We start from the raw sequence: 23742 nt of genomic DNA on the forward strand, positions 1-23742 counted from the left end.
ATCAGGCATATCGAATACCAGTGGGAGTATCAACTTTCTTAGAGGAGGAATTTCATGAATCGTGCAAGAGAGCCCTTGAAGCTGAAGCCCAATCTGAAGCAGCTCATCGCGCCTGCCGCAGTCGGCCTGATTCTGTTCCTATTATTTCAGGTATTTCCGTGGGCGAATCCGGACGATGCCGAGATGGCCTCACCGGATATCATTTCCAAGGAGCAGGCTCGGCAGGCAGCTTCAAGGTTTGCTCAGGAGCATCTGCAGTTTGCGGCTGCGGACACGGACGAAGCCTTGGTTACATATCAATCCAAATCGGAACTTTACGGATATCTGGCGAAGGAGAAGAGGCTTTCGGAATATAACAAAACCTATGAAGCCAAATATCCCTATGACGTATACCGCGTTCGCTTCAGCGAGCCTGGAGGCGATGCCCTCAATGTGGACGTGCACATGCAGAATTCCGGCATCGTCGGATTCTCGTATGATTATGCCCGTTCCAGCTTTGACCGGATCAAGCTGAACAAGGGCGAGATTCAGAGGCAGATGCTGCTCGTCGTTGAGGACGGCATGACATTGGCCGAGAAGCAGGCGCTGGCGGAGCCATGGCTTCAACGGGCGGGTTATGACCTGTCGAATCTGGAGCTGGTTACGAAGGAAGGGGAGCCCCGTCTCAAATATGTGGACCCTGAATCCAGGATCGGGGACTCCAGGCTGGAGCACCGCTTCACCTTCGAGCAGGGGAAATTGCGCTCTTATGAGCCCTCCTTCTCGGTGCCAGCCGCCCACTCTGCTTATGTCAACAAGCAGACGCAGGATGCCACCCTGCTGACGCTCGCAGGGTACGGCCTGTTCACCCTAATCCTGGGCATTCTTGCGATTGTGTACAGCGTGAAGACCAGGGCCTACACCTCGTTTAAGCGCGGCCTGTTCTTATCCGCGCTGCTGTTCGTCATTCAAATGCTGAATACGTATAACCTGATTCCCGTTTTCAAATCGGAAGGCATGTCGCAAACCGGCGTGCTCGGGATGATGATTTTCTATGCCGTCTATTCGCTCGTCTTCTCCGCCCTGCTCTATTTTTCCCTTGTCGGCGGCAGCGGGCTGTGGCATAAAGAAGACGGGCTCAATCCATGGCCGCGTGCCAAAGAACCCGGATACGGGCATTACGTGCTGGACAGCATGAAGCTGGGGTATATGTGGGCCTTCATCCTGCTTGGCGTCCAATCCGTCATCTTTATCGGTCTTGGTCTGACCCTGAATACATGGTCCACCACGGATGCGACGCAATCGCCTTACAACATGCTGTATCCTTGGCTGTTTCCGTTGATGGCCTGGCTGGCCGGCATATCCGAGGAGGCCGTGTACCGGCTGTTCGGCATCAAGATGGTGAAAAAGATCGTCCGCAACACCTTTGTCGCAAGCTTGATCACCTCGCTTATCTGGGCACTGGGACATACGCTCTATCCGATATACCCCGTGATCTCCCGGCCGATTGAGCTGGTCATCATCGGTTTGCTGTTCAGCTACATCTTCTTGAAATACGGGTATTTGGCGGCGATGTTCTCCCATGTCATCTTCAACAGCATCCTGATGGGCATCAGCCTGATCATGCTCAAGGATGCAGCCAACCTGCTGACCGGCGCTTTTTACATGGTGCTTCCGGCGATTGTCGCCTATGCGATTTACCGTTTCAACCCGACAAAAAAAGAGAAGCCGTATGTCACGACTCCTCCTCACGAAGTGCATTAAGAATTTCCGTTGCTAATTTTTCACCGATGGAAAGGGGCTTGAAGTCTTCGACTGAAGCCTCTTTTATTTTTTTGACCGAGCCAAAATGCTTCAGCAGCATTTTGCGGCGCTTCTCCCCGATGCCTGGGATCGAATCCAGCTTGGACGTCACCATCGATTTCCCGCGCTGCTCGCGGTGGAAGGAAATCGCGAAACGGTGAACCTCATCCTGAATGCGCTGGAGCAAATAGAACTCCTGACTGTCCCGAGGCAGCGACACCGGCTCCGGCGGGTCTCCGACCATCAGCTGCGCCGTTTTATGCTTGGCATCCTTCACAAGCCCGCAGACCGGGACGAACAGCCCCAGTTCATTCTCCAGCACGTCGATGGCTGCTGAGATCTGTCCCTTCCCCCATCGACGACAATGAGGTCCGGAAGCGGCAGATTCTCCTTCAATACACGCTCGTACCGCCGCCGGATCACTTCACGCATCGTATCGTAATCGTCCGGCCCCTGCACGGTACGGATCTTATATTTGCGATATTCCTTCTTATCCGGTTTCCCGTTGGTGAATACGACCATGGCCGATACCGGATTTGCGCCCTGGATGTTCGAGTTATCAAACGCCTCGATCCGGTTCAGCGACTGGAGGCCGATCACCTCGCCCAGATTAGCCGCTGCAACCGAAGTCCGTTCTTCATCGCGCTCAATCAAGCGGAATTTCTCGTCCAGCGACACCTTCGCGTTATCCGACGCCATGCCGACCATCTGTTTCTTCAAGCCCCGCTGCGGCACGTGAACCTTAACGCCCAGCCATTCCTGCAAGGCGGCAGCGCCCCCGGCAGCATCCACGAGGCCAGCGGCCTCCGCCTGCTCAGCTTGGGCTTGGACAAGGACTTCCTGCTGTTCTTCGGATGTATCCGCGGTCAGCTTCTTCTCCGTTTCCGCGGCTTCGTCTGCGTTCCGGGCACCCTGATCCCCGGCGCTATCAGTGGCCGTCTCGGAGCCGGTCTCCTCTGCCAACAGCGGCCCAGGCAGCAGAATTTCCTGCGGCAATGCAGGATTATCGCTGTAATACTGGGCTATGAACGACATGAAATCACTGTGCGCATCCCCGTAGAACGGAAAAACGGACTTGTTGCGCTGCACCATTTTGCCTTGGCGCATGTACAGAATCTGCACGCACATCCAGCCTTTGTCCACGGCATAACCGAACACGTCGCGATCCCGGGTATCCGTTGTCGTGATCTTCTGCTTCTCCATCAAGGTATCGATATGGATGATTTGGTCCCGCAGCTCCTTGGCACGCTCGAAATACAAATCCTCCGCGGCCTCCTGCATCTTTCGCTGCAGTTCCTTCTTGATCTCTTCGTGCCCGCCGCTCAGGAAGGAAGTAATCTCTCCCGTAATCTGTTCATAGGCGGATTTCGGCACTTCCTTCACGCATGGAGCCAAGCATTGTCCCATATGGTAATACAAGCAGACCTCTTTCGGCATCACGCCGCATTTGCGCAGTGGATACATCCGGTCCAGCAGCTTTTTGGTCTGCTGCGCCGCATACGCGTTCGGATAAGGACCGAAGTATTTGGCTTTATCTTTAAGCACCCTCCTGGTCACTTCCAGGCGAGGATGCTCTTCATTCGTTATTTTAAGGTAGGGATAGGTTTTATCGTCCTTCAGCAGCACATTGAATCTCGGCTGATGGGTTTTGATCAGATTGCACTCCAGAATTAACGCTTCCATGTTGCTGCCCGTCACGATGTATTCGAAATCGCGGATTTCCGAAACGAGCATCTGGGTCTTCCCGTTATGGCTCCCGGTAAAATACGAACGCACCCGGTTCTTCAGCACTTTGGCCTTGCCCACGTATATAATCGTGCCTTCATGGTTCTTCATCAGGTAGCAGCCCGGCTGATCCGGCAGCAATGCCAGCTTGTGGCGAATATTCTCCTGCGCCTTCTCCTGCTCCTGAAGCCGTTTGGCAGAATCGTCCATGCTATTCCTCCTCTCCAAGGAGATTGTATGATATTAACAATATTAATATAAACCATGATAATGAACCACACAAAGCGCCTCCGGGTTACACCGAAGGCGCTGTATGAAAGCGGATTGCAGTCTATGGCAAATCCTGCTTATTGATGTTTTGCAATAATGCCCTTCAAGGCTTCTTTGGAGTTCAGACCTACGACTTTATCGACAGGCTGGCCGTCTTTAAAGAAGATCATGGTCGGAATGCTCATGACGCCGAAGCGTGCAGCGGATTCCGGATTCTCATCCACGTTCACCTTTGCAATTTTTACATCATCGCCGAGTTCTGAAGACAATTCGTCCAGAATCGGAGCAAGCATTTTACAAGGGCCGCACCATGGCGCCCAGAAATCAACTACAACCGTGCCTTGTCCTTCTACTTCATTGACGAAGGTTTGGTCGGTAACATTGACGATAGCCATTGTATTCTCCTCCTCACAGGATAAGATCGGGTAAAGTGCGAATCATAATTGTCGAATGGGTCGACGAATTTAGTATACCACAATCGGCCGGAAAAAGTGAAATATACTCACCTAAAGAAAGAGGTTTTCACGGGATTTTTATGCAATCTTTACAAATGATTTGCGCATTGGGTATACTACTAGTAACAAGTCGGGTGACTGTCAAGTTTTTCGTGTTCGCACGGCATGTTCACCTTTTGAGGAGGCAAGCACCATGGATGTAAACGTACGCGTTAACGATCCACGGGAGCACATCAATGAAGAACCACGCAATGACTTTGGCGATTTGATGATGGGCTTCGTGGGGATGTTCGGTTTCATGACCATCATCTTTTTCGGATTCGTCATTATCAAGTTCTTGGTCGGTTAATCTTTGATGATTCCTTGTGCACAGATAAAAAGTCTGATCCTGCGGCGCTCCATGCGCAAGCGGGATCAGACTTTTTACGCTTCAAGGGACGTTTGTCCACTCTGTTCATGTGCTCGTTGCAAACGTCTAGAACTTCCCTCTCTGGTTCTCTCCGAACAAATGAACGACATCCACGAAAGGCGCGATCCGGTTCATCAACCGCTGCCCTTTGTGAAGCTCCTCGCCGTCCTTGCTCGTGAAGCTGAGATGCTGCTCCAGCCCGTCGAGCGGATAGTTCGACGTATAGAAAGTCGGCAGCCGGTTCATCCGGAAATTCAGGATGGAACCGAGGACATGATCTCGTACCCACGGATTCAAATTCTCCGCTCCAATGTCGTCAAAGATCAGCAGGTCGCAATGCTTCATCGTCTCGACCATGTCCTTCAGCTTCTGGCCGTCCTGCATCATGGTTTTCAGATCTTCCACGAAATCGGGCATATAGACGATCACGCCGGAGTGGCCCGCTTTCGCAAGCTCATGCATTAAGTAACCCATCAGGTACGTTTTCCCGGTACCGAACGAACCGGTCAGATACAAGCCGCGCGGGGACAGGCCGTTCTCCTTCGTATCCCGGATATATTTGAAGACCTGGTGCACCGCAGGTGCCCGCAAGCGGTCCTTCGCCATAATCTCCATATTGTCGTACCCTTCGCTCAAGGCATGCTCGTCAACATAAAAGCTGCGAATCCGCTTTTTGATCTGATCCTCATTGGTTTTTGCAATCTGCAGGAGCACGGCGCCTTCCGTTCATAGATCTCCACCGTGCCGTTCATCCGCTGGATATCCAGCTTGCTGAAATGTCCCTGGAAATCATTCGGACACCGGTCCAGACCCGGGCATGCCTGGCAGTGGGCCTGGTCTCCCGCATATTGATACAGCTTGCTTAAATTCAATCGTATGACCCGGTCATCGATCTCCGGATATTCGCTTCGCAGTGCTTGAATCAGAGGATTCCTGAGCAAATCCTCCGTAATCTGCTCGGTTCTGCGCAGGAGCGCAGTACTTTTCATGCTTTCCAGCAGTTCACCAAGGGACTCCATCACCTGTTCCCTCCTCTCTTAAGCGGGATATTCCTTATCCGCCCTTCTTGTTGCCAGCCTGCATTTCTGCCGCAAACCGCATCATTTCTTCGAACTCCTCATCCGATACGGCCTCCGCCTGATCGGTCTCCAAAGCCACTGGAATTTCCGGCTTCGCCTTTCCGCCTTTAGCGTATGTACGCGTGCGCTGCGAGGCTGCCTTCTGCTTGCCTTTCATCTTGGCTTGATCCCGTATATACTGAACGGCTTTCTCATAGCTGTTTACTTGCTTCAGCAGCATGTTGGAAGCGATGGCCTCCACAAAGTTGCGGTTGATCCGCTGCTCGCCGCCTGCGGCAATGAGCGACATCAAATAATGAATGAGCACGTTGATGACTTCGCCCGGCAGCTTGTAGCTCAGGTCGATCTTTTCGAAGATGTCCAGAAACTGCGCGGGAACCGAGCCCGGGAAGAACGTCTGCAGGAGCCGTGTATAAGGCTCGTTGCGAAGCATCATATTATATTGGTGAATATCGCATTTGGACTGGAACTGGGCCGGAACCTCGACGTAATATTCCATCTGTACGGCATGCTCCTGCGCAGGCTCGTCCGGATCGGCCGTCATCTCCTGATGCAGGGCTACCACCTTGCCCGCCGTAATCTGCCGCTTCTCCTGCATCTTCATGCCCTGCCTAAAGTGAAGGCTGGCTTTGTGCTGCAAATCGTCCAGGACTACCTCGCCGTGCTCGGTAAAGATGCCGTCCTCGTCAAGCAGGCGGCACAAATCCTGCGTGCTGAGATCGTACTTGCGTACGACGTAATTCACGATGCCCATCTGCTCATGGTCGTAGCGAAGACGCTCCACAAAGACGCGATTGCGGGATTCGCGCGGGAATCGCAGAATAATGTCCGCGTAGTTCAGGCCTTCTCCCTGCGGATTCGGCGGCAGCACCGGCTTCCTTGATACCGCGACCTCTTCCAGCGCCTGCTCCAGTTCATAATCAATGACATGCGTGTTCAACTCGAAAATATCGTAAAAGGGAACCGAGATGTTCTCCTTGTTCAGGGAAATGCCGGACCATTCCAAGGGTTCCTTGCTCCAAAGCTCTTCCCTCAGCGACAGGACGGCGAATTTCCCCACCTTGTCGCGAAGCAGCAGCGTCAGATGCTGGGTATTGAAGAACTCCGCCGGACTGAGCGGCGCCTGCAGCTCATATTCATAAACATGGTCGTCCGTTTCCGGGACGAACATCCGGCTGGTCTGCAGCAATCCTACCGCTTCCAGCTTGGAGGTTTGCTCAATGAGATAGCGGCGTCCTTTTTCGCTGGGCTCAAGCCCTAATGTCAAGAATAATCTTCGCTGCTGTTCAATGGCCGAATAACCCACCTTCTCCAGCGGCACATGCGATACGAGAAGACGGTACAGGCTGACCGCAAACGCGCCGACCATCGGTTGATATATCGAACCAAGCATTTTGTCGTCCAGGCCGCTTAAGCAGAAGTCACGGTATACGCAGTAACGGTGATTCTCTGTAAAATGTAAAAAATTAGTCATGCGCATCGTTTATGCTCCCCCTGTCGCCCAAAAATAGACTTCCTCTATTCTATCATAAATCCGATGCTCCGAAGTCGGTTCTTTCGCATCAAAAATTATGGAATTCTCGCGTCTGCCTTTTGGCAGAGCTTCCATAAATATAAATGACGGCCCCCAGGTATCGAAGAGCCGCCATTAACATTCCATTCAATTTGCGCCAAGCGCGATTAAAACATTCTAAACCCTTTAATACGCAATGTCTTAATGGTCCATCCGCTCATGTAAGCCCCGATCAGACCCGCAACTCCCGTTAAGTAATCCACCAACTGGAACGATCCGACGTGAGTCCAGAACGACATTTGGCCCCGATCCCACAAGCTGTATACAACGACCGGCAGAATGACAATCACGAACAGAAAGCACGGAAACCAGGTCGTCTTCATCAACATATTTAGGATAAAACCGATACCGAACATCATGACAAAAAACAAAATCATCAGCACGAGCACAGGAATAAATTGAAGCATGATCGCTGTTTTCACCTCTTCTTTATCACCTACGCATAGCAGCTATCCTACTTTATTGCAGCAAGAAACAGCACACCAAGCTTTAGCTAATAGCTAGTTTACTAAAAATCATGTCACAGATCAACGAACAATCGTGAATACATTGTGTCGGGGTTTGCCCTTCCGACTGCGCTTACAGTACAATATAGGAAGTTAATGCAAGCGGCCATCCGCTTCAATTATAACGAACATAATGTTTAGGAGTGATCACATGAACGAAGCTGCAATGACGCTCGAGGGCTGGTATGCGCTGCATGATTTCCGCACCATCAATTGGCCGGCCTGGAAAGCTGCAGACGAAGAAGTACGCGCTTTTGCGCTGGACGAGCTGAATGCGTTCCTTGCGGAATGGGATGCCGTCGAGACCGCCAAGCAAGGCAGCACCGCCGTATATACCATCGTCGGCCAGAAAGCCGATTTTGTTTTCATGCATTTGCGCGAGACGCTGGAAGAGCTGAACGCGATCGAGAACGCTTTTAACAAAACGACGTTCGCCCAGTTCACCACCAAGGCTTATTCCTATGTCAGCATCGTCGAGCTGAGCAATTACTTGGCCGGCTCCTCCGATGAGGATCCGATGCAGAACCCGCATGTCATTGCCCGTCTGAAGCCGGTCCTGCCAAAATCGAAGCATATCTGCTTCTACCCGATGAACAAAAAGCGGGATTTGGCGGACAACTGGTACATGCTGAGCATGGATGACCGCAAATCCATGATGAAGAGCCACGGGATGATCGGCCGCGGTTATGCCGGCAAGGTCAAGCAGATCATCACCGGTTCCGTCGGCTTCGACGATTGGGAATGGGGCGTTACCTTGTTCAGCGACGATGCGCTTCAATTCAAAAAGCTCGTGTACGAAATGAGATTTGACGAAGTGAGCGCGCGCTTCGGCGAATTCGGTCCTTTCTATGTCGGCAACCTGCTCGACCAAGCTTCTTTCACCGACTTGATGAAGGTATAATTCCTTCTGCACATAAATGGCATATCAAAAAAAGGGATGCTCTTCCGAATGAGAGCATCCCTTCTTCTGTTATTCGCCGTCTTCCTCATCTTGCTCTTGCTTGCGCAAGGTTTCAAGATATTCAGCGGTGGCCCGGTCCCGGGCCCGCCCTTTATCCTTAAGGCGCTCAATGGCAGGAAGAATGAGAATGTCGACTTCCTGCTGAACGGTATAAGCCAGATCGTACCGCTCTTGCGACTCCAGGTAGGAGCCGACCTCCATCAGGGCGTTGTAGCGATCCAGTTCATCTCTTGTGAGCAGCCCCCGCACTTGAACGCTGCAATGTCTCATTTATAGGAACCTGCCTTTTTTCAGGACGAGCGGAATGCCTCCGATAATGAAGAGGTAGCGCAGATCAACCAATTTTTTCAGCTGGGCCGCTTTCCATCCCTGATATTTCTTATCCCCTACAACCGCAATGCCTTCGCCCCGGCCGAGGGAAGCGACCGTGCCTTTATTATGGAACTCGAACTTGCGCATGGACTTGTCCCGGATCGCCGCAACGATATTCTGGGCACAGCATACGCCCTGCTGCATCGCCATTTGGGCGGTCGGCGGATAAGGTCTGCCTTCTTCGTTAAAAATGAGGGAGTTATCGCCGATAATATAAATGTTCTCGTATCCCGGAGCGCGTAAATATTCATCAACCTTCACGCGGCCCCTCATCGTTTCGAAGCCGGCCGATTCAACCAGGCGGTTCCCGCGGATGCCGCCGGTCCATACGACCGTTGCCGCCCGGATCTCTTCGCCGTTGTTCAGCACGACCCCGCCCGGCAGGCATTCCTTGATCGCAATGCCCATCTTGAAGGTAACGCCCTTCTTCTCGAGAACGTTCATGGCGTACTCCACCAGCTCGGGAGCAAACCCCGGCAGCGCCGACGGCGCGGCTTCCACGTTATAAATGTTCACCAATGTCGGATCGACGTCATACTCCTTGCACAGTCTCGGAATGCGGTCCGCCAGCTCGGCTACAAACTCGATGCCGCTGAACCCGGCTCCGCCAACCACGAAGTTGATGCGCTCTTGCGGTCTGCGTTCATTCTTATATAAAGCAAATTGATATTCAATATGCTCTCGAATCAATCGTACCGAGTTGATGCTTCGGATCGTCATCGCATGCTCTGCGAGTCCCGGGATCCCGAAGGTCTCCGGCTCGCCGCCGAGTCCAATGACAAGATAGTCATAGGATAACGTTCCATCTTCAAGGATAACCTTCTTATCGTGAAGGCGGATTTCCTGAACCGAGGATTTGACCAAATCGATTTTGAACTCGTCTATCAACTTGGATATGGATACCCGGGTATTCTCAATGCTGTCGGTTCCTGCTGCCGGCATATGCAAATGCGTTGTAATATAATGATAATCATGGCGATTCACCAATGTAACATCGGCCTCATTATAATTCAGCTCTTTTTGCAGCCGCTGCGCTGTCAATATGCCCCCGTAACCCGCGCCAAGGATTACGATCTTCGGTATGCTGCTCATTCTACTGCTCCTTCCAGCTTACTCTTTATATATACAGTATGGTACACATGTTAACATTCTGTGAAATTGCATCCAAAAAAAGAGAAGAGCCCTTATCAGAGCCCGTTTCATCATTTGACCTGATGGTTCATTACGGTTCAAAAACAGCTGTAATCCTGCGGTTTCCTTATGATTGCTGCCGTAACCAATCGATATGAGAACCCTGCAATGAACACAAGTTATCACGTTAATCATATGCATAAACCATGCAAATATCAAGAATTTTTTTGCCATTAAATATGCAAATCATTCCGCCATTTCCCCCTTACTTGCTAAGTAAGCGCAACCATTCCAATGTTAGGTATTTTAACTCAATTCTCGTCTTTTCATGCCGGTTCGGGACGATTATAATAGGTAAGGAATTCATGAATCAGCTTTATCCGGACAAGAACGTCTGTCTGATTCGAATATAAACTCACTTTATGGAGGTGCTTACCGCATGACAACGATGCCACAAGACAACAATATGACGGATCTTTTGATTATCGGTGGCGGACCTGCAGGCATGTTTGCCGCTTTTTACGGCGGAATGCGCCAAGCCTCGGTTAAACTTATCGAGAGCATGCCCCAGCTCGGAGGCCAATTGGCTGCGCTGTATCCCGAAAAATATATCTATGACGTAGCAGGCTTCCCGAAGGTTACCGCTCAGGAGCTTGTGAACAATCTGTCCGCGCAAATGGAGCTCTTTAAAACGGACATCCGTCTTGAAGAGAAAGTCCAAGCTGTGGAAAAGCTTGAAGAACGTCATTTTGTCGTGAGAACGAATCTGGGCGAACACCATGCCAAAGCCGTCATCATTACGGCCGGCGTCGGGGCGTTCCAACCCCGCCGACTGGAGATTGAAGGTGCCGAGAAGTACGAGAAGGCGAACCTTCATTATTTCGTCAACGATCTCAGCCGCTTTAAAGGCAAGAAGGTGCTCATCAGCGGCGGCGGCGATTCCGCGGTAGACTGGGCGCTCATGATCGAACCGATCGCCGAGCAGGTTACGCTGGTTCACCGCCGCGACAAGTTCCGTGCCCACGAGCATAGCGTGGAGCAGCTGATGGCCTCGAAAGTGAACATCGTAACACCAACCGAAATCACGGAACTGCATGGTGAAGATGCCATTACGAAGGTGACGCTGTCGCATATTAAGACCAAAGAGACGCAAGAGATTGAAGTTGACGATGTCATTGTCAATTTCGGTTTCGTTTCCTCCCTTGGTCCGATCTCCGAGTGGGGCATCGCCATCGAAAGCAACTCCATCGTCGTGGACTCCCGCATGGAAACCAGCATCCCGGGTATTTTTGCGGCGGGCGATATCACGACTTATCCTGGCAAGGTCAAGCTCATTGCCGTCGGATTCGGCGAAGCGCCAACCGCCGTCAACAATGCCAAAGTATACTTTGATCCTGAAGCCAGATTGGCTCCGGGACACAGCAGCAACATGAAATTGTAGAGGTACTCGGAATTTCCTAACACTTCGACATACAGAAAAAAAGGTATCTAACGTTCCAGAGGGCGATGCGCCGCTCAGAACGGAAGATACCTTTTCTAATTCTTCTTCAAACCATATGTAGAACTTGGTTGAAAGCTCCCACATTATATGCGTATCATGTCGTAAGTTATCTATTCTATATACGAAAATCTGATTAATGCAGGATGCTGCCGGAATCGGTGTCCAAGTTCCGTTTATGAATTTCGGCCAGCAGTAGAGTGATGAACTCTCGTTCCAACTTCAATTCAACAGCCATATGATAGGAATCGAGAAGCATCTCATCCGTCAACATAGCCATCCCCTCACACCCCTTCCTCATATTTCCTGAATCTATCATATCAGACATGCGAAAACGGAACAACTGTTCGCTTATCCACAACCTCTTGTGGAAATCCTGTGTATAATTTGTTGGTAAGTGTAAGAAACAAGGTCATATCAAAGTGGATTATGGGGATAAATGTTATACACAGGATATGGGGTAAATCTACCATAAAAAAAATTGATCAATTATTATATCGGTAGATTACGGTTATTTTTTTATTACCCTATTAAAAAATCATATAAACGACTTCTGTTGGGAATATTAAACAAAAAATTCAGCTCGGTCTTGTATTTACTTCCAAAATCCATATCTTTCCTTCGACGTCGAGTCCGTAATCGAAACCCAGTTCCCCGATCCCGGGAAAGCGCGATTCCAGGATCGTGATGCACTGTCTGGTTAAGTGGCGCATTTCATTACGCTTCTCCCTGGCATTGATATGGGGCAGCGACAGCCTCAGAGCATGGCGGCAACGAAGCAGCGTCCCCCTTTGCAAATGTTCGTCACAAACAGCCCGGGGTTCGCGAGCCGTCCTAGCATGGCCCGGAATTCCCATCTTCCTCTTTCCTTGACTACCTTGACGCGGTAATCCAGCGGACGTCCCTGAATTTTAGCCAGATGAATCCCCTGTTGTATCATGTAGCGCCGTTTCAGTTTCATTCTGTTCAATACGTGCAACAGGGAATTCAATGTATCTACATGAACAGTACGCCTCTTATGGGTTACCAAGTATCCCGTTCCGTCTTTCTGTATTCGGATGACTCCGTTACCACCGGTGCCTACAATCGGCTTGATCACGACCATTTCGTGTTCATCCAGCATTGAGACCAGGGTATCCCCTCCATACGACTGGGTCGCCGGAATGTAGGGAGCAACCTGCGGATCGGTCAGCAGCGCTTCCGTCTTCAGCCACTTGCTGGCCAATTGTCTTCCCGCCATGCTGCTTTCGCCTCCTTTTATTCATGACATACGTTATCCTATTCTCTTATCCGCACTTTGTCTTGGATGATTGTCCGGGATCGTTATGCCTAATAATTTGACGTATTCATGGCCGCGAAGCGAGCTTCTCTTTGCAAATGAGGTGATCTATCGTATAGTAAGAGCAGAGCTTTGTCCGTAATAAATCCATCCATGGATAACCATAAAGGAGGCTTTGTCACCTTGGCAGCATTGTTTGAAGTTTTGTACTGGATTGCCATTGTCGGCATGTCGGTTGCCCTTGCAGCCATCACCGTTCTGATCTTTGTCATGGGCTTCAAGTTCATCAAAGACAAGCGCCGCGGACTCGGGGCCGGCTGCATCGTGTTCTCGCTCGTGGCTGCCGGCATGATCGTGCTGATGCTGAACGATACCTTCTTCTTCCCGGTCTGATCGGATAGGAAGAACAACAAAATGCAGCTGCCCCGTTTGGGAGTCCGCTGCATTTTTTCATTTTCTTATGGGCGGCAGCAAAAAAAAGGACCCCCGCGACAACAGGGTCGCAGAGGTCTTTTTATTGGTTAGATTCAGAGCACAGTCCCCGAAAACCCGCTGCTTAGCAAGGCTCTTCGTTCGGTTTGCCCGCATCCGTTGCCGTGCGGAAGGAAGATCCGCAGCCGCAAGTTACGGTCGCGTTCGGGTTGTGGATGGTGAACCCGCCCGTCATGCCGGATTCCTCGAAGTCGATTTCGAGTCCGTTCAGGTATTTCAGATCGTCCTTCTCGACAACGACTTTCATATCCTGCAGGTCCATATATACGTCCGCTTCCGTTTCTTGATCGTCGAAGCCCATTGCATATGAAAAACCACTGCATCCGCCGGCAGTGACACCCAGTCGAAGGAACATATTGGGCGTTTCCTGTTCAGCAAGCATTTCTTTCAAACGTTCTGCAGCTGTTTCGCTGATTGATATCATAGGTCACCCTCCTTTTCGTTCATTCTTTAAGTATACTCCTCTTCGCGAATTCGCTCAAGGTTGAGATGATGGCCATTTTACCATATGGTCAATAACCTATTTCAATTCCTCTATATGTATTGCTACCCCGAGGGGTCAGGTTTATAATAGGGAAGGAACATGGGCGGCAACTGTTGGATAATTGTCACATCCCCCGGCTAAAATGCGGCAAAGGTTATGGCTGGTCCACAGTTGTATATTTTTTCACAAAGTTATTTATTTATTCAGCCCATTCATTGATTTCGTTGTTACACGACTATAAACGGACCGTTCCCCGCGGGGAGTGATCCACTTTATGATCACTTGATCTGCCGAATATTCGGCAAGTCAAAGTGTGAACAGGAGGATTGAACATGTCCACGATTGTGACACCATTTACCGATCAGAGAATGGCCGAGATCGTTGCGAAAGTCCAACGCGGCGAACGCCTGAATCTTGAAGACGGTGTGTATTTGTATCAAACCGATGACCTGCTGACCCTCGGGCAGCTGGCTAATGAAGCCAATTTGCGCAAGAACGGGAAAAAAGTTTACTTCATTGAGAACATGAGTCTCTATTTTACCAATGTATGCGAATCCCGCTGCGCTTTTTGCAATTTCCGGAAAGACCAAGGCGAGGAAGGCTCCTATACCCTCTCCGGCGCGGAAATGATCGAGTATGTGGAACAGCATATTCACCCCGGCATCCGTGAATTTCATATCGTTGGCGGACATAATAACCATGTCCCGTTCCAGTACTATGTAGATTCGCTGAAGGCATTGAAGGAACGTTTCCCTGAAGTTACCCTAAAGGCTTATACCGCGGCGGAGATCGAATTCTTCACCCGCATCAGCGGACTCAGCACGAAGGAAGTGCTGCAGGAGCTGCAGAAGGCTGGTCTTCAATCCTTGACGGGCGGCGGAGCCGAAATCTTGTCTGACCAGTACCGTCAGAAGATGAAGGTGGATAAAGCCAACGTGGATCAATACCTCGACGTTCATCGTACCGCGCATAAGCTCGGCATGAAGACGCACACGACCATGCTGTACGGCTCAATCGAGAGCCATGAGGACCGGATCCGCCATATGCTGCAAATTCGGGATCTTCAAGATGAAACGAACGGATTCATGGTATTCATTCCGCTGTCCATGCAGCCGAAGAATAAGAATGCGGGCATCATGCGCCGCAATTCGGCTTACGAAGATTTGAAAACCATTGCCATCAGCCGATTGATGCTGGATAATATCGACCACATCAAGGCTTACTTCATTAATATCGGGCCGCAATTAACGCAGGTCGCTCTCAGCTTCGGCGCATCGGACGTCCATGGCACGATCCTGAAGGAACGCATCAGCCATGCCGCAGGAGCGCTGACGCCAGAAGGGCTGACCCGCAAAGAGCTTGTGTGGCTCATCCAAGGCGCCGGCCGCATTCCGGTCGAACGCGATACCTTCTATAACGAGATCAAGGTTTACGAATAAGCCATACCAGCAAAAACGCAAGCAAAGCAGACGTTCCAAAAAACGGAAAACAGGTTAAAGAGATAATATAGCGTGGGTAACCTAAGCCGCTTTCAGCGGCGTTTTTCTTGCGAATCGGCGCTCACCTTCTTATCTCTTGAGAAAGGAAGAAATTTATGAAAAAGCTCGTCATTCTCGGCGGAGGCTATGGTGGTCTTGCCCTAATTCAGGAATTGTTCAGCGGCTATCTTCCTCCGGACGTGGAGGTCGTGCTCATCGACCGCATGCCGTACCAAGGACTCAAAACCGAATATTACGCGCTGGCAGCAGGTACCGTGGCCGATACCGCCGTTCGTGTTAAATTCCCGGTGTATGACCGCCTCCATGTTGTATACGGTGAAGTCCTATCCATTGATCTTGAGAAGAAGCTTGTGAACCTGACGAACAACGATCCGGTGGAATACGATCAGCTGGCCATTGCCCTGGGATGTACGGACCGTTATCATGGGGTACCGGGCGCTGAAGAATTCACGTTCAGCCTGCAATCTTTTGCGGCATCCCGGGAAACCTATTTGAACCTGAACAACCTCAGACCATATGGTCAAGTTCATATCATTGGCGGAGGCTTAAGCGGCATCGAGCTCGCTGCCGATCTTCGGGAAAGCCGGCCTGACCTGAATATCGCCATTTTGGACCGGGGACAACGGGTGCTTTCTTCTTTTCCTAACCGTTTGTCTGCTTATATTCATCGCTGGTTTGAGGAACACCACGTGGACATCCACAGCGGCGTATCCGTATCCCGAGTGGAAAAGGACGCCGTGTACAATCTGGATGTGCCGATCGCAACCGATCTGGCGGTATGGACGGCCGGCATTCAGCCCGTAAAGGTCGTACAGGATCTGGATCTGCCAAAAGACCGCAGCGGACGCATTCTGCTGAACGAATGGTACCAGGTTCCGTCCCATCCCGAGGTATATGTGATCGGCGACTGCGCCAGCCTCCCCTTCGTCCCGAGCGCGCAAGCGGCAGGGGCTCAGGCCGAGCAAGTGGGACATGTCATGAAAGCTTTATGGCGCGACGATACGCCTAAGGTATCTCCGCTGAAGCTGAAGGGAACGCTGGGTTCCCTCGGCAAACATGCGGGCTTTGGGCTCATGGGCAGCACGTCAGTCATGGGCCGGGTACCAAGGATATTAAAGAGCGGCGTGCTCTGGAAATCCAAGCGTCATTACTAGTCGGACGGTTACGGGGCGCTGATGATGCTCCTGTGGAGGGACGCCGCGGAGCGAAAGCAGAACGTCAGCTCTCCTCTTCGCCGTCCCGAAAGCTTTCGAGCTTGCGGATGACAACCTCAAGCAGCTCTTCAGCCGTAGGGGCTTCAACCCAATCGCCATCCACGTAAGCGAAGGGCATCAAATAGCACTGGCCGCAGCTGGTCAGGCAGCCATATTCGATGACTTGGCAATCGTACTTGCCTTCAAGCGTCTGCAGCACTTTATCCGTGCCGAAATAGGAATTGCTTGTGCAAAACTCAATGATAATGGACATTGTTATTAGACCTGCCTTAAGATTGGCATTTTATTTTGCCGGTTTATGTACTATAATATAGGGAGGAAAGGAGTTGAACAAGATGAGTGAAAACACGCAAACCACTGTATATGATGAAGTGGCTGAAGTGCTTGATAAACTTCGTCCGTTCCTGCAGCGCGACGGCGGTGACGTGGAACTGGTTGACGTTGAAGACGGCATCGTTAAGCTGAAATTGATGGGTGCATGCGGTAGCTGCCCAAGCTCCACCATTACTCTGAAAGCAGGGATCGAGCGCGCCCTGGTTGAAGAAGTAGAAGGCATCCAAGAAGTAGTTCAAGTATTCTAAATCTTCTTTAACTATAAAGAGTCTTGGTTTCCCTCGCGGGACCAAGACTCTTTTTTTGAGATGAAATGAAGATATAAGTTTTCTGCGAAGCGTTAGCAATTCTTGAGTCGCGTTTAATGGTTTTGGGATCCCCGCAAAGTAAATGGAATAAGCATCGAAGCGTAGATTCCACTTTGTGGGGATGTTTTATTCCGGCTTGATTAACGGGCGAATCGGGTCCAGCCCGCCGGATATATCCATAATATTGCCGGTAATGAAATCCGATTTATCCAGGCATAAATATTCGATCACCCTGGCGACGTCCTCGCCGCTGCCCGATCGTCCGCGAGGAGTCAACCCGTCCTGAATGCCGGATACTTCATCGATGGTTTTCTCTTTGTTGGCCCCGCGGATATCCCCCGGACAAATCATATTCACGGTGATTCCATACGGCCCTTCTTCCACGGCCAGCGTCTTCGTAAAGGAGACCAGGCCCACCTTCGCAGCCGCGTAGGCGGAGCGTTGAGGCCATGCGCGGGCTTCACCCGCATGCCCGAAACCAAAGTGGATAATGCGTCCCCATTTTTTCTCCCGCATGGCAGGCAGAACGCGATGGTCCAGCAGCATGACGCCGGTTAAATTGCCATTCACCATATGTACGATTTCGTCGCGGCTGTACTCCGAGAACAGACGGCGTTCCCGGATGAACGGTCCTGCATTGTTAACCAGGATATCGACGCTGCCCAGCCGCTCCTCCGTCTGATCCACCAATGAATACAGCTCAGGCTCGCTGGCGATATCGGCTTTAATCGCGATGGATTTCACGCCAAACCCCTCGATTTCACGGGAAAGCGCCTCGGCTTCATCCTTGCTGTTCACATAATTTATGGCTATATGACATCCCTGCCGGGCTAACGACAGCGCCGTCATTTTTCCCAAACCTGTCGCACTGCCTGTAATCAGCGCCACTTTTCCCTTCAAGGCTTTCCCTCCTCAGATGGATATCCTTCCTTCAGTATAAAAGATTTGATAAGGCCGAACAACTTGCTTCCGACCAGGAATGGCCATTCGACAGAAAAAGAAAGAAAAAAGGGCCTATCCGCAAAGACCGATAGGTCTTTTTGGATAATGCCCTTTCTTCACATATACGATGAATTCATATACATTATATCGAGCTTTACTGCTCGAATTAGAATGCCGGGATGACGGCACCTTTGTACTCTTCTTCAATAAAGGTTTTCACGTCCTCGGAAGTCAGCGCCTTCGCCAGTTTTTGGATGGCGTCGGAGTCCTTGTTGTCCGGACGGGCTACCAGCAGGTTGGCATAAGGATTGTCCTTGTCTTCGATGAAGAGCGCATCCTTCGTTGGGTCCAGTCCCGCTTCCAGCGCGTAGTTCGTATTGATGACAGCCAGATCCAGCTCATCCAGCATACGCGGCAGCATAGCAGCTTCAACTTCCTTGAACTCCAGGTTCTTCGGATTTTCTACGATATCCTTGGCGGTTGCTTCCAGCTTGCTTTCGTCGTTCAGCTTAATCACGCCGTTCTTGGACAGCAGCGTCAATGCACGGCCAGCATTAGAAGGATCATTCGGAATGGCTACAACCGATCCATCCTTCAGCTCATCCACAGATTTAATGGTTTTCGAGTAAGCACCCAGCGGCTCGACGTGCACGGCGATCACGGACTCCAGGTCCAATTTGCGCTCTTTGATTTGATTGTCCAGATATGGCTTATGCTGGAAGAAATTCGCATCGATTTCTTTGGAATCCACTTGCGTATTCGGCAGCACATAATCCGTGAATTCCACGATTTCCAGATTCACGCCCTCTTTTTCAAGCGCAGGCTTGATGTGCTCCAGGATTTTGGCGTGCGGTAAAGGCGAAGCGCCTACTTTCAAGGTCACGGTTTCTTGACCGCCGCCTCCCGTTGTTCCCCCTGGCTCGGATGCGTTATCCGCAGGCTTGCTGCCGCATGCAGCCAGCACCGCAACCAAGGTCAAGCTGATCAATGCCAATGTCCATTTTTTCATTCTAAAACTCTCCCTCCGAAAAATATATGATTTATATATTGTCTTTCTTGAAGCCTCATCAATCCGTTATTTTCTTGTAAAATGCCGCACCAGACGATCTCCTGCCATCTGCAGCAGCTGGACCAGGACAATCATCAGCACGACAGCCAGAATCATGATCTCGGTCTCATAACGGTAATAGCCATACTTGATGGCCAAATCCCCTAAACCGCCGCCCCCGACTTGACCGGACATCGCGGTATAAGATACCAGGGTTACAATCGTGATGGTCATTCCGGCCAGCAGGCCCGGACGCGCCTCCGGAAGGAGCACCCTCCATACGATTTGGCTTGTCGAAGAGCCCATGGCATGAGCCGCCTCAATCACGCCTTTATCCACTTCATTCAAAGCCGTTTCCACGAGCCTTGCGAAGAATGGAGCAGCGCCGATCACCAGCGGCGGAATGGTGCCCAGCACGCCGTACGAAACACCTACGATCGACTTCGTAATCGGGATCATCGCCACGATCAGGATGATGAACGGAACCGAGCGCAGAATGTTTACAATGAACGACAGAATCGTGTAGCCGAAGCGTACCAACCCGGACGTGGACCTTGCGGCCATGTAGAGCAGCACGCCGACCGGCAGTCCGATGATGAAGCTGAACAAGGCCGAAGCTCCCAGCATCCGCAGGGTATCCAATGTTGCCGTCCATATCTCTTTCCAGTCGATCTGGGTAAAATCAAGTCCGAACATCAATGAATCACCTCCACGTCTAGTCCTTGTTCAAGCAGCTTCCGGATCGTATCTTCAATTGCGCGTTCTTCCCCTTCGAAACGAACGATGAGCTGGCCGTACGGCGTTTCTTTGATCGTAGAGATCGTGCCCTGCAGAATCGCAAAATTCACGCCCGTCTCATGAACGGTATGGGACAGGATCGATTCGTACGTTTTCGACCCCAGGAACGTGATTTGAACCGCTCTTGAAGGGCCGTTTACCTGACCCTGCATAGCCAGCAGCAGCGCTTCGCCGCTGTCCATCTCCTGGCGGATGAATTCCTGCGTCACTTCATGCTTCGGTTTCAGGAACACTTCCGTTACCGGTCCTTGCTCTACGATGCCGCCCTGATGAATAACGGCGACCCGGTCGCATATGCTCTGAATGACGTGCATCTCATGGGTAATCAGCACGATCGTCAGATGAAACTTTTTGTTAATGTCCAGCAGCAGGCGCAGAATCGAATCCGTCGTCTGCGGGTCAAGGGCCGAAGTGGCCTCGTCGCACAGCAGCACTTCGGGATCGCTCGCGAGCGCCCTGGCGATACCCACCCGCTGCTTTTGGCCCCCTGACAGCTGGGACGGGTATTTGTCGCGATGCGCCTCCAAGCCGACCAAAGCCAGCAGCTCGGATACTTTGCGCTCCAGTTCGGCCTTCGGCGTCTTGATCAGACGCAGCGGAAACGCAATGTTATCGTACACCGTCGCGGAAGACAGCAGGTTAAAGTGCTGAAAGATCATTCCGATTTTACGGCGCTCCGCCTGAAGCTGCTTCTTGCCGAGCGACGTCAAATTTTTGCCGTTGACCCACACCTCGCCCGAGGTGGGACGCTCCAGTAAATTGATGCAGCGGATCAATGTACTTTTACCTGCACCGGAGTGTCCGATCACTCCGAAAATTTCTCCTTTTTCAATCGACAAATCCAATTCGGACAACGCAGTTGTTAATGACCCGGCTTTTCCGTACTGCTTCGTCAATTGCTTGAGCTCAATCAATCCGATAATCCTCCTTTTTCCTTAGCTTCATATCTATTTACCCAAAAGAAAAGAGCCTCTTTTTGTAGAATCAAAAAGGGCCCTCTTTACGTAAAAGTCAACGCCTTTTCTCATCTGTCAAAGCTGAAGGTATCCCATAGCTTTGAAGGAATTAGCACCATGTCACTCCAAGCGTCATCGCATTATGCAATGGTACGCAAGAAGTCGGTTGCCGGGCTTCATCGGGCCTGTCCCTCCGCCTCTCTCGATAAGAAAACATCGATATGAAATTTTTCCGATTAAATTGATCTGATTTGATAACATTTAATGAATGCAATAGTTAGTATAGATTCTTTTCAGGCTTTTGTCAAAAGGAATTTCATGGCGATTTTGTGCCTAAGCCCGCACTCCATTTTCAGTCCACAGCTTGTTCGTATATTTATACGAGGCGGCCAGGCTGCGGCATACCATATCGATGCCCTGTTGGAGATCGTCCAGGTGCTTGTCGATATCCTCCAGCTCGATTTTGTCGGACAGTCCTTGATGGCGCTGCCACAAATCATCCTGCATCTCGGAGTTCATGTAGTGAATTTCAGCGTTGCGCCTTTTGCGGAGCGCGTTCAGCGGTGCTTTGTAGCGATCTTTGATCGTCTCCAGCTCTTCAGCCAGCTCACCGTGGGCCTTCAAAAATCTGAACTGCCGCAGGACCGTAAAATAAGAAAAATGCGCCTTAACCTTGGAGGTATGCAGATCAAACAAATCGTTCAGCACCGTGCCCAGCTTGTCAAGGATCGAGAATACGCGGATGAAGCCGTTTTTGTAAAAATACACATATCGTTGATATTCCCCTTGCTCCTGAATCGACATATCATCGATGTAACCCGATTTAACCGATTGACTGAAATGCTTGGCCGCATTCCAGCTCTGCTCCAGCTCATCCAGGGAGACGATCAGTCCCCGGGTCCAAATCTCCAGCTTGCGAAAATCATGCGTCGGATCTTGATTTTTATCCATTTCCTTCTGCAGCAGCCGGGTTGTCTTCACCATCGATTCGATGGCTTCCTCAAGCAGGCCGTTGTTCTGCCGGGGCTGTTCCCCAAGTAACATTCGAAGCATGGCGGTACCCCCTCGCGTCATCAGATTAACCTTGGTTCTTGATCTCGATTGTGCTAATGCCAATATACTCATTCCAGCGCTCAGCGGCCGTCTTCACGGCGATATCCTTGCGCGGTGGCAACTCATCCGGATCGCCATCAGGCCCTTCGGCATCCCCTTGACTGGCAGATGACCCATCATCTGCTGCGCCAATCCGGGCTCGTCCTGTTAGGATGCCCCCGAAACGGGAAGACAACTCCATAAGCATAGAGCGACTTGTTATTTCTCCGGTGTTATTAAATATAAACAAATTCGTTGCCTTATCAAACCTTTTCGATACGGCTGCCGGCAGCTCCTTTCTATACAACAAAGCCCTCGAACTCCGGTCCGGGGACTTTGCATGCATGTATGCTATAGAATATTGGATTTTCTTTACGGGATGATCGGCGTTCTTCATTATACGATCTTTTCGCGGGGCACGTCGTGGCCCTTCCGTATTTCGGCTTCGAGCGGCTTGCTGAGCTGCCATACCCGGACGCTTAAATAACACAGTACGCCGAACAGCGCCGAGATCAGCAGCGTATGACCCAGTGCGGAGAATACGTAAACTTCCTCGTTATGCATCGTAGCCATAATGAGGGCGCCGCTGAACACCTGCAGCAGGCACAGCACGGTTGCCGAAATGCCCAGCATCTGGATCTCCCGGTTATTGCGATTGCGCCAATATGCAAAATGCCCCATCACCGCCACCACGATCAGCAGCAGAAGCGCGGCCACGCGGTGCATAAAGGCGATGCCGACCCCTCCGCTCAGCTCCGGTATCACTTCTCCGTTGCACAACGGCCAGCCGGAGCAGCCTTCCCGGGAATCGGTATGGCTGACGAATGCACCGATATACACCACGATGTAGCTGTACAACGTTGTGCCCCAGACCAAATTGCGGAAGCCCTTGCCCACCCGCGGCAATCGCTCCAGGTCAGCGGGTCCCTTCGCTTGTTCGATTCGGCGCATGCCCAAAGCCAGCATGACCGAACTGGCAAAAGCAATCAGCGAGAAGCCAAAATGCAGCGCCATGATCGCCGCCGATTGAGGTTTAACCACCGCGAGGGCCCCCATGATGGCTTGTACCACGACGAATATCGAGGTTCCGATGACGTAAGCCATCAAATCCCGGCGGTCCCGCTTGTACTTCCAGAACGCAATCAGCGAAGCCAAGGCGGCCAAGCCGGCCATTCCGCTTACGGCCCGGTGGGAATATTCGATCATCGAGGACACCGTGTAAGCGGGAACAAATTTGCCGTTGCACAGCGGCCACTCTTGGCCGCAGCCAAGCCCCGACCCCGTCTTTGTCACAACCATGCCCCCGAAAGTCGCGCAGAACATAATTAAGCATGTTATGTAACTCAGCCACTTTAATTGTTTATCGTTCACTTATCTCACCTGCTGCTCATAATCATTCACTATTCAAAACCTATACAGGATCGCATCATATACAGTCCACATTTCATTATACCTGATTCTTCAGCCCCGGTCACTTGAGCGATTGTGACAAAATGTTCAAAAATGAACAAAACCTTCATGCTCAAGGTACTTGAC

The 23742-nt window shown here is 51.1% G+C and carries 23 protein-coding genes, 3 pseudogenes and 1 riboswitch; of the genes and pseudogenes, 8 read left to right on the forward strand and 18 right to left on the reverse strand.

Annotation, left to right across the window (positions count from 1 at the left end; genetic code table 11):
• Positions 1-54: 54 nt before the first annotated feature.
• On the forward strand, positions 55-1743 hold the full coding sequence (locus tag P0X86_RS27960; RefSeq protein ID WP_277747028.1) for a CPBP family intramembrane glutamic endopeptidase: 1689 nt from the start codon (positions 55-57) through the stop codon (positions 1741-1743).
• Here the strand turns inward: P0X86_RS27960 and uvrC are convergent.
• Both uvrC and trxA read right to left on the reverse strand, forming a co-directional pair.
• A pseudogene (uvrC, locus tag P0X86_RS27970) lies at positions 1715-3717 on the reverse strand (excinuclease ABC subunit UvrC). The gene P0X86_RS27960 and the pseudogene uvrC overlap by 29 nt on opposite strands.
• Positions 3718-3854: 137 nt before the next feature.
• Entirely contained in the window at positions 3855-4172 is a 318-nt protein-coding gene (gene trxA, locus P0X86_RS27975; RefSeq protein WP_009592891.1) for a thioredoxin, read from the reverse strand.
• A 253-nt stretch (positions 4173-4425) separates the two neighbouring features.
• Between trxA and P0X86_RS27980 the strand changes: the two genes are divergently transcribed.
• Complete coding sequence (locus P0X86_RS27980) at positions 4426-4581, forward strand: hypothetical protein (RefSeq protein ID WP_006212594.1); 156 nt, start codon at positions 4426-4428, stop codon at positions 4579-4581.
• 126 nt (positions 4582-4707) lie between these two features.
• Here P0X86_RS27980 and dnaI read toward each other — a convergent pair.
• The 3 genes and pseudogenes from dnaI to P0X86_RS27995 all read right to left on the reverse strand — a co-directional run bounded on the left by dnaI (position 4708) and on the right by P0X86_RS27995 (position 7700).
• A pseudogene (gene dnaI, locus P0X86_RS27985) lies at positions 4708-5660 on the reverse strand (primosomal protein DnaI).
• Positions 5661-5694: 34 nt separating this feature from the next.
• Positions 5695-7200 carry a replication initiation and membrane attachment family protein gene (locus tag P0X86_RS27990; protein WP_192570598.1) on the reverse strand — a complete coding sequence of 502 codons (1506 nt, stop codon included), beginning with the start codon at positions 7198-7200 and terminating at the stop codon, positions 5695-5697.
• 200 nt (positions 7201-7400) lie between these two features.
• A complete protein-coding gene (locus tag P0X86_RS27995; protein WP_015737411.1) occupies positions 7401-7700 on the reverse strand; it encodes a YuiB family protein in 300 nt (99 codons plus the stop codon).
• Between the two features lie 250 nt (positions 7701-7950).
• Here P0X86_RS27995 and hemQ point away from each other — a divergent pair, with 250 nt between their 5' ends.
• Positions 7951-8700 (forward strand): hydrogen peroxide-dependent heme synthase, encoded by a 750-nt coding sequence (hemQ, locus tag P0X86_RS28000; protein ID WP_015737412.1) that lies wholly within the window; start codon positions 7951-7953, stop codon positions 8698-8700.
• A 69-nt stretch (positions 8701-8769) separates the two neighbouring features.
• On the opposite strand, the gene P0X86_RS28005 is transcribed toward hemQ, so the two are convergent.
• Positions 8770-9030: a hypothetical protein gene (locus P0X86_RS28005; protein WP_009592851.1), complete on the reverse strand. Its 261-nt coding sequence runs from the start codon at positions 9028-9030 to the stop codon at positions 8770-8772.
• Positions 9031-10224: an NAD(P)/FAD-dependent oxidoreductase gene (locus tag P0X86_RS28010; protein WP_009592911.1), complete on the reverse strand. Its 1194-nt coding sequence runs from the start codon at positions 10222-10224 to the stop codon at positions 9031-9033.
• A gap of 478 nt (positions 10225-10702) precedes the next feature.
• Here P0X86_RS28010 and P0X86_RS28015 point away from each other — a divergent pair, with 478 nt between their 5' ends.
• On the forward strand, positions 10703-11704 hold the full coding sequence (locus P0X86_RS28015; protein WP_009592883.1) for an NAD(P)/FAD-dependent oxidoreductase: 1002 nt from the start codon (positions 10703-10705) through the stop codon (positions 11702-11704).
• A gap of 193 nt (positions 11705-11897) precedes the next feature.
• Here P0X86_RS28015 and sda read toward each other — a convergent pair whose 3' ends face one another.
• The gene (gene sda / locus P0X86_RS28020; RefSeq protein WP_006212600.1) at positions 11898-12041 is read right to left on the reverse strand and encodes a sporulation histidine kinase inhibitor Sda; all 144 of its coding nucleotides are present in this window, start codon (positions 12039-12041) and stop codon (positions 11898-11900) included.
• A gap of 298 nt (positions 12042-12339) precedes the next feature.
• Positions 12340-13001 (reverse strand): annotated as a pseudogene (locus P0X86_RS28025) (YheC/YheD family protein).
• Between the two features lie 222 nt (positions 13002-13223).
• On the opposite strand from P0X86_RS28025, the gene P0X86_RS28030 reads away from it, so the two are divergent.
• Positions 13224-13433, forward strand: a complete 210-nt coding sequence (locus P0X86_RS28030; RefSeq protein WP_009592898.1) for a hypothetical protein — start codon at positions 13224-13226, stop codon at positions 13431-13433.
• Between the two features lie 163 nt (positions 13434-13596).
• Here P0X86_RS28030 and P0X86_RS28035 read toward each other — a convergent pair whose 3' ends face one another.
• Positions 13597-13956: a HesB/IscA family protein gene (locus P0X86_RS28035; protein ID WP_009592872.1), complete on the reverse strand. Its 360-nt coding sequence runs from the start codon at positions 13954-13956 to the stop codon at positions 13597-13599.
• A gap of 392 nt (positions 13957-14348) precedes the next feature.
• Between P0X86_RS28035 and mqnE the strand changes: the two genes are divergently transcribed.
• Together mqnE and P0X86_RS28045 are read left to right on the forward strand one after the other, a co-directional pair.
• Positions 14349-15455, forward strand: coding sequence for an aminofutalosine synthase MqnE (mqnE, locus tag P0X86_RS28040; protein ID WP_009592862.1), 1107 nt, complete (start codon positions 14349-14351; stop codon positions 15453-15455).
• 155 nt (positions 15456-15610) lie between these two features.
• Positions 15611-16669, forward strand: a complete 1059-nt coding sequence (locus P0X86_RS28045; RefSeq protein WP_009592908.1) for an NAD(P)/FAD-dependent oxidoreductase — start codon at positions 15611-15613, stop codon at positions 16667-16669.
• A gap of 64 nt (positions 16670-16733) precedes the next feature.
• On the opposite strand, the gene P0X86_RS28050 is transcribed toward P0X86_RS28045, so the two are convergent.
• On the reverse strand, positions 16734-16982 hold the full coding sequence (locus P0X86_RS28050) for a YuzB family protein (protein WP_009592888.1): 249 nt from the start codon (positions 16980-16982) through the stop codon (positions 16734-16736).
• Between the two features lie 82 nt (positions 16983-17064).
• Here P0X86_RS28050 and P0X86_RS28055 point away from each other — a divergent pair, with 82 nt between their 5' ends.
• On the forward strand, positions 17065-17310 hold the full coding sequence (locus P0X86_RS28055) for a NifU family protein (RefSeq protein WP_006212609.1): 246 nt from the start codon (positions 17065-17067) through the stop codon (positions 17308-17310).
• A gap of 186 nt (positions 17311-17496) precedes the next feature.
• On the opposite strand, the gene P0X86_RS28060 is transcribed toward P0X86_RS28055, so the two are convergent.
• From P0X86_RS28060 to P0X86_RS28090, 7 genes are all read right to left on the reverse strand, one after another.
• Complete coding sequence (locus tag P0X86_RS28060) at positions 17497-18270, reverse strand: SDR family oxidoreductase (protein ID WP_015737416.1); 774 nt, start codon at positions 18268-18270, stop codon at positions 17497-17499.
• A 208-nt stretch (positions 18271-18478) separates the two neighbouring features.
• The gene (locus P0X86_RS28065) at positions 18479-19321 is read right to left on the reverse strand and encodes a MetQ/NlpA family ABC transporter substrate-binding protein (RefSeq protein ID WP_277747031.1); all 843 of its coding nucleotides are present in this window, start codon (positions 19319-19321) and stop codon (positions 18479-18481) included.
• Positions 19322-19387: 66 nt separating this feature from the next.
• Positions 19388-20056: a methionine ABC transporter permease gene (locus P0X86_RS28070; RefSeq protein ID WP_009592866.1), complete on the reverse strand. Its 669-nt coding sequence runs from the start codon at positions 20054-20056 to the stop codon at positions 19388-19390.
• Positions 20056-21072, reverse strand: a complete 1017-nt coding sequence (locus tag P0X86_RS28075) for a methionine ABC transporter ATP-binding protein (RefSeq protein ID WP_277747032.1) — start codon at positions 21070-21072, stop codon at positions 20056-20058. The genes P0X86_RS28070 and P0X86_RS28075 overlap by 1 nt, the downstream gene beginning before the upstream one ends.
• A gap of 107 nt (positions 21073-21179) precedes the next feature.
• Positions 21180-21326: riboswitch (SAM riboswitch) on the reverse strand.
• A gap of 121 nt (positions 21327-21447) precedes the next feature.
• On the reverse strand, positions 21448-22167 hold the full coding sequence (locus P0X86_RS28080) for a Cthe_2314 family HEPN domain-containing protein (RefSeq protein ID WP_277747033.1): 720 nt from the start codon (positions 22165-22167) through the stop codon (positions 21448-21450).
• 25 nt (positions 22168-22192) lie between these two features.
• On the reverse strand, positions 22193-22516 hold the full coding sequence (locus P0X86_RS28085) for a hypothetical protein (protein WP_277747034.1): 324 nt from the start codon (positions 22514-22516) through the stop codon (positions 22193-22195).
• An 86-nt stretch (positions 22517-22602) separates the two neighbouring features.
• On the reverse strand, positions 22603-23577 hold the full coding sequence (locus P0X86_RS28090) for a COX15/CtaA family protein (protein ID WP_277747035.1): 975 nt from the start codon (positions 23575-23577) through the stop codon (positions 22603-22605).
• Positions 23578-23742 lie beyond the last annotated feature (165 nt).

The organism is Paenibacillus sp. BR1-192 (genome assembly GCF_029542445.1).
GTDB lineage: Bacteria > Bacillota > Bacilli > Paenibacillales > Paenibacillaceae > Paenibacillus_AQ > Paenibacillus_AQ lautus_A.

Excerpts from the sequence above, each read along its gene's own strand:
- P0X86_RS27960 (WP_277747028.1), top strand. The coding sequence starts at position 55 with ATGAATCGTGCAAGAGAGCCCTTGAAGCTGAAGCCCAATCTGAAGCAG.
- trxA (WP_009592891.1), bottom strand. The coding sequence starts at position 4,172 with ATGGCTATCGTCAATGTTACCGACCAAACCTTCGTCAATGAAGTAGAA.
- P0X86_RS27980 (WP_006212594.1), top strand. The coding sequence starts at position 4,426 with ATGGATGTAAACGTACGCGTTAACGATCCACGGGAGCACATCAATGAA.
- P0X86_RS27990 (WP_192570598.1), bottom strand. The coding sequence starts at position 7,200 with ATGCGCATGACTAATTTTTTACATTTTACAGAGAATCACCGTTACTGC.
- P0X86_RS27995 (WP_015737411.1), bottom strand. The coding sequence starts at position 7,700 with ATGCTTCAATTTATTCCTGTGCTCGTGCTGATGATTTTGTTTTTTGTC.
- hemQ (WP_015737412.1), top strand. The coding sequence starts at position 7,951 with ATGAACGAAGCTGCAATGACGCTCGAGGGCTGGTATGCGCTGCATGAT.
- P0X86_RS28005 (WP_009592851.1), bottom strand. The coding sequence starts at position 9,030 with ATGAGACATTGCAGCGTTCAAGTGCGGGGGCTGCTCACAAGAGATGAA.
- P0X86_RS28010 (WP_009592911.1), bottom strand. The coding sequence starts at position 10,224 with ATGAGCAGCATACCGAAGATCGTAATCCTTGGCGCGGGTTACGGGGGC.
- P0X86_RS28015 (WP_009592883.1), top strand. The coding sequence starts at position 10,703 with ATGACAACGATGCCACAAGACAACAATATGACGGATCTTTTGATTATC.
- sda (WP_006212600.1), bottom strand. The coding sequence starts at position 12,041 with ATGGCTATGTTGACGGATGAGATGCTTCTCGATTCCTATCATATGGCT.
- P0X86_RS28035 (WP_009592872.1), bottom strand. The coding sequence starts at position 13,956 with ATGATATCAATCAGCGAAACAGCTGCAGAACGTTTGAAAGAAATGCTT.
- mqnE (WP_009592862.1), top strand. The coding sequence starts at position 14,349 with ATGTCCACGATTGTGACACCATTTACCGATCAGAGAATGGCCGAGATC.
- P0X86_RS28045 (WP_009592908.1), top strand. The coding sequence starts at position 15,611 with ATGAAAAAGCTCGTCATTCTCGGCGGAGGCTATGGTGGTCTTGCCCTA.
- P0X86_RS28050 (WP_009592888.1), bottom strand. The coding sequence starts at position 16,982 with ATGTCCATTATCATTGAGTTTTGCACAAGCAATTCCTATTTCGGCACG.
- P0X86_RS28055 (WP_006212609.1), top strand. The coding sequence starts at position 17,065 with ATGAGTGAAAACACGCAAACCACTGTATATGATGAAGTGGCTGAAGTG.
- P0X86_RS28065 (WP_277747031.1), bottom strand. The coding sequence starts at position 19,321 with ATGAAAAAATGGACATTGGCATTGATCAGCTTGACCTTGGTTGCGGTG.
- P0X86_RS28070 (WP_009592866.1), bottom strand. The coding sequence starts at position 20,056 with ATGTTCGGACTTGATTTTACCCAGATCGACTGGAAAGAGATATGGACG.
- P0X86_RS28080 (WP_277747033.1), bottom strand. The coding sequence starts at position 22,167 with ATGCTTCGAATGTTACTTGGGGAACAGCCCCGGCAGAACAACGGCCTG.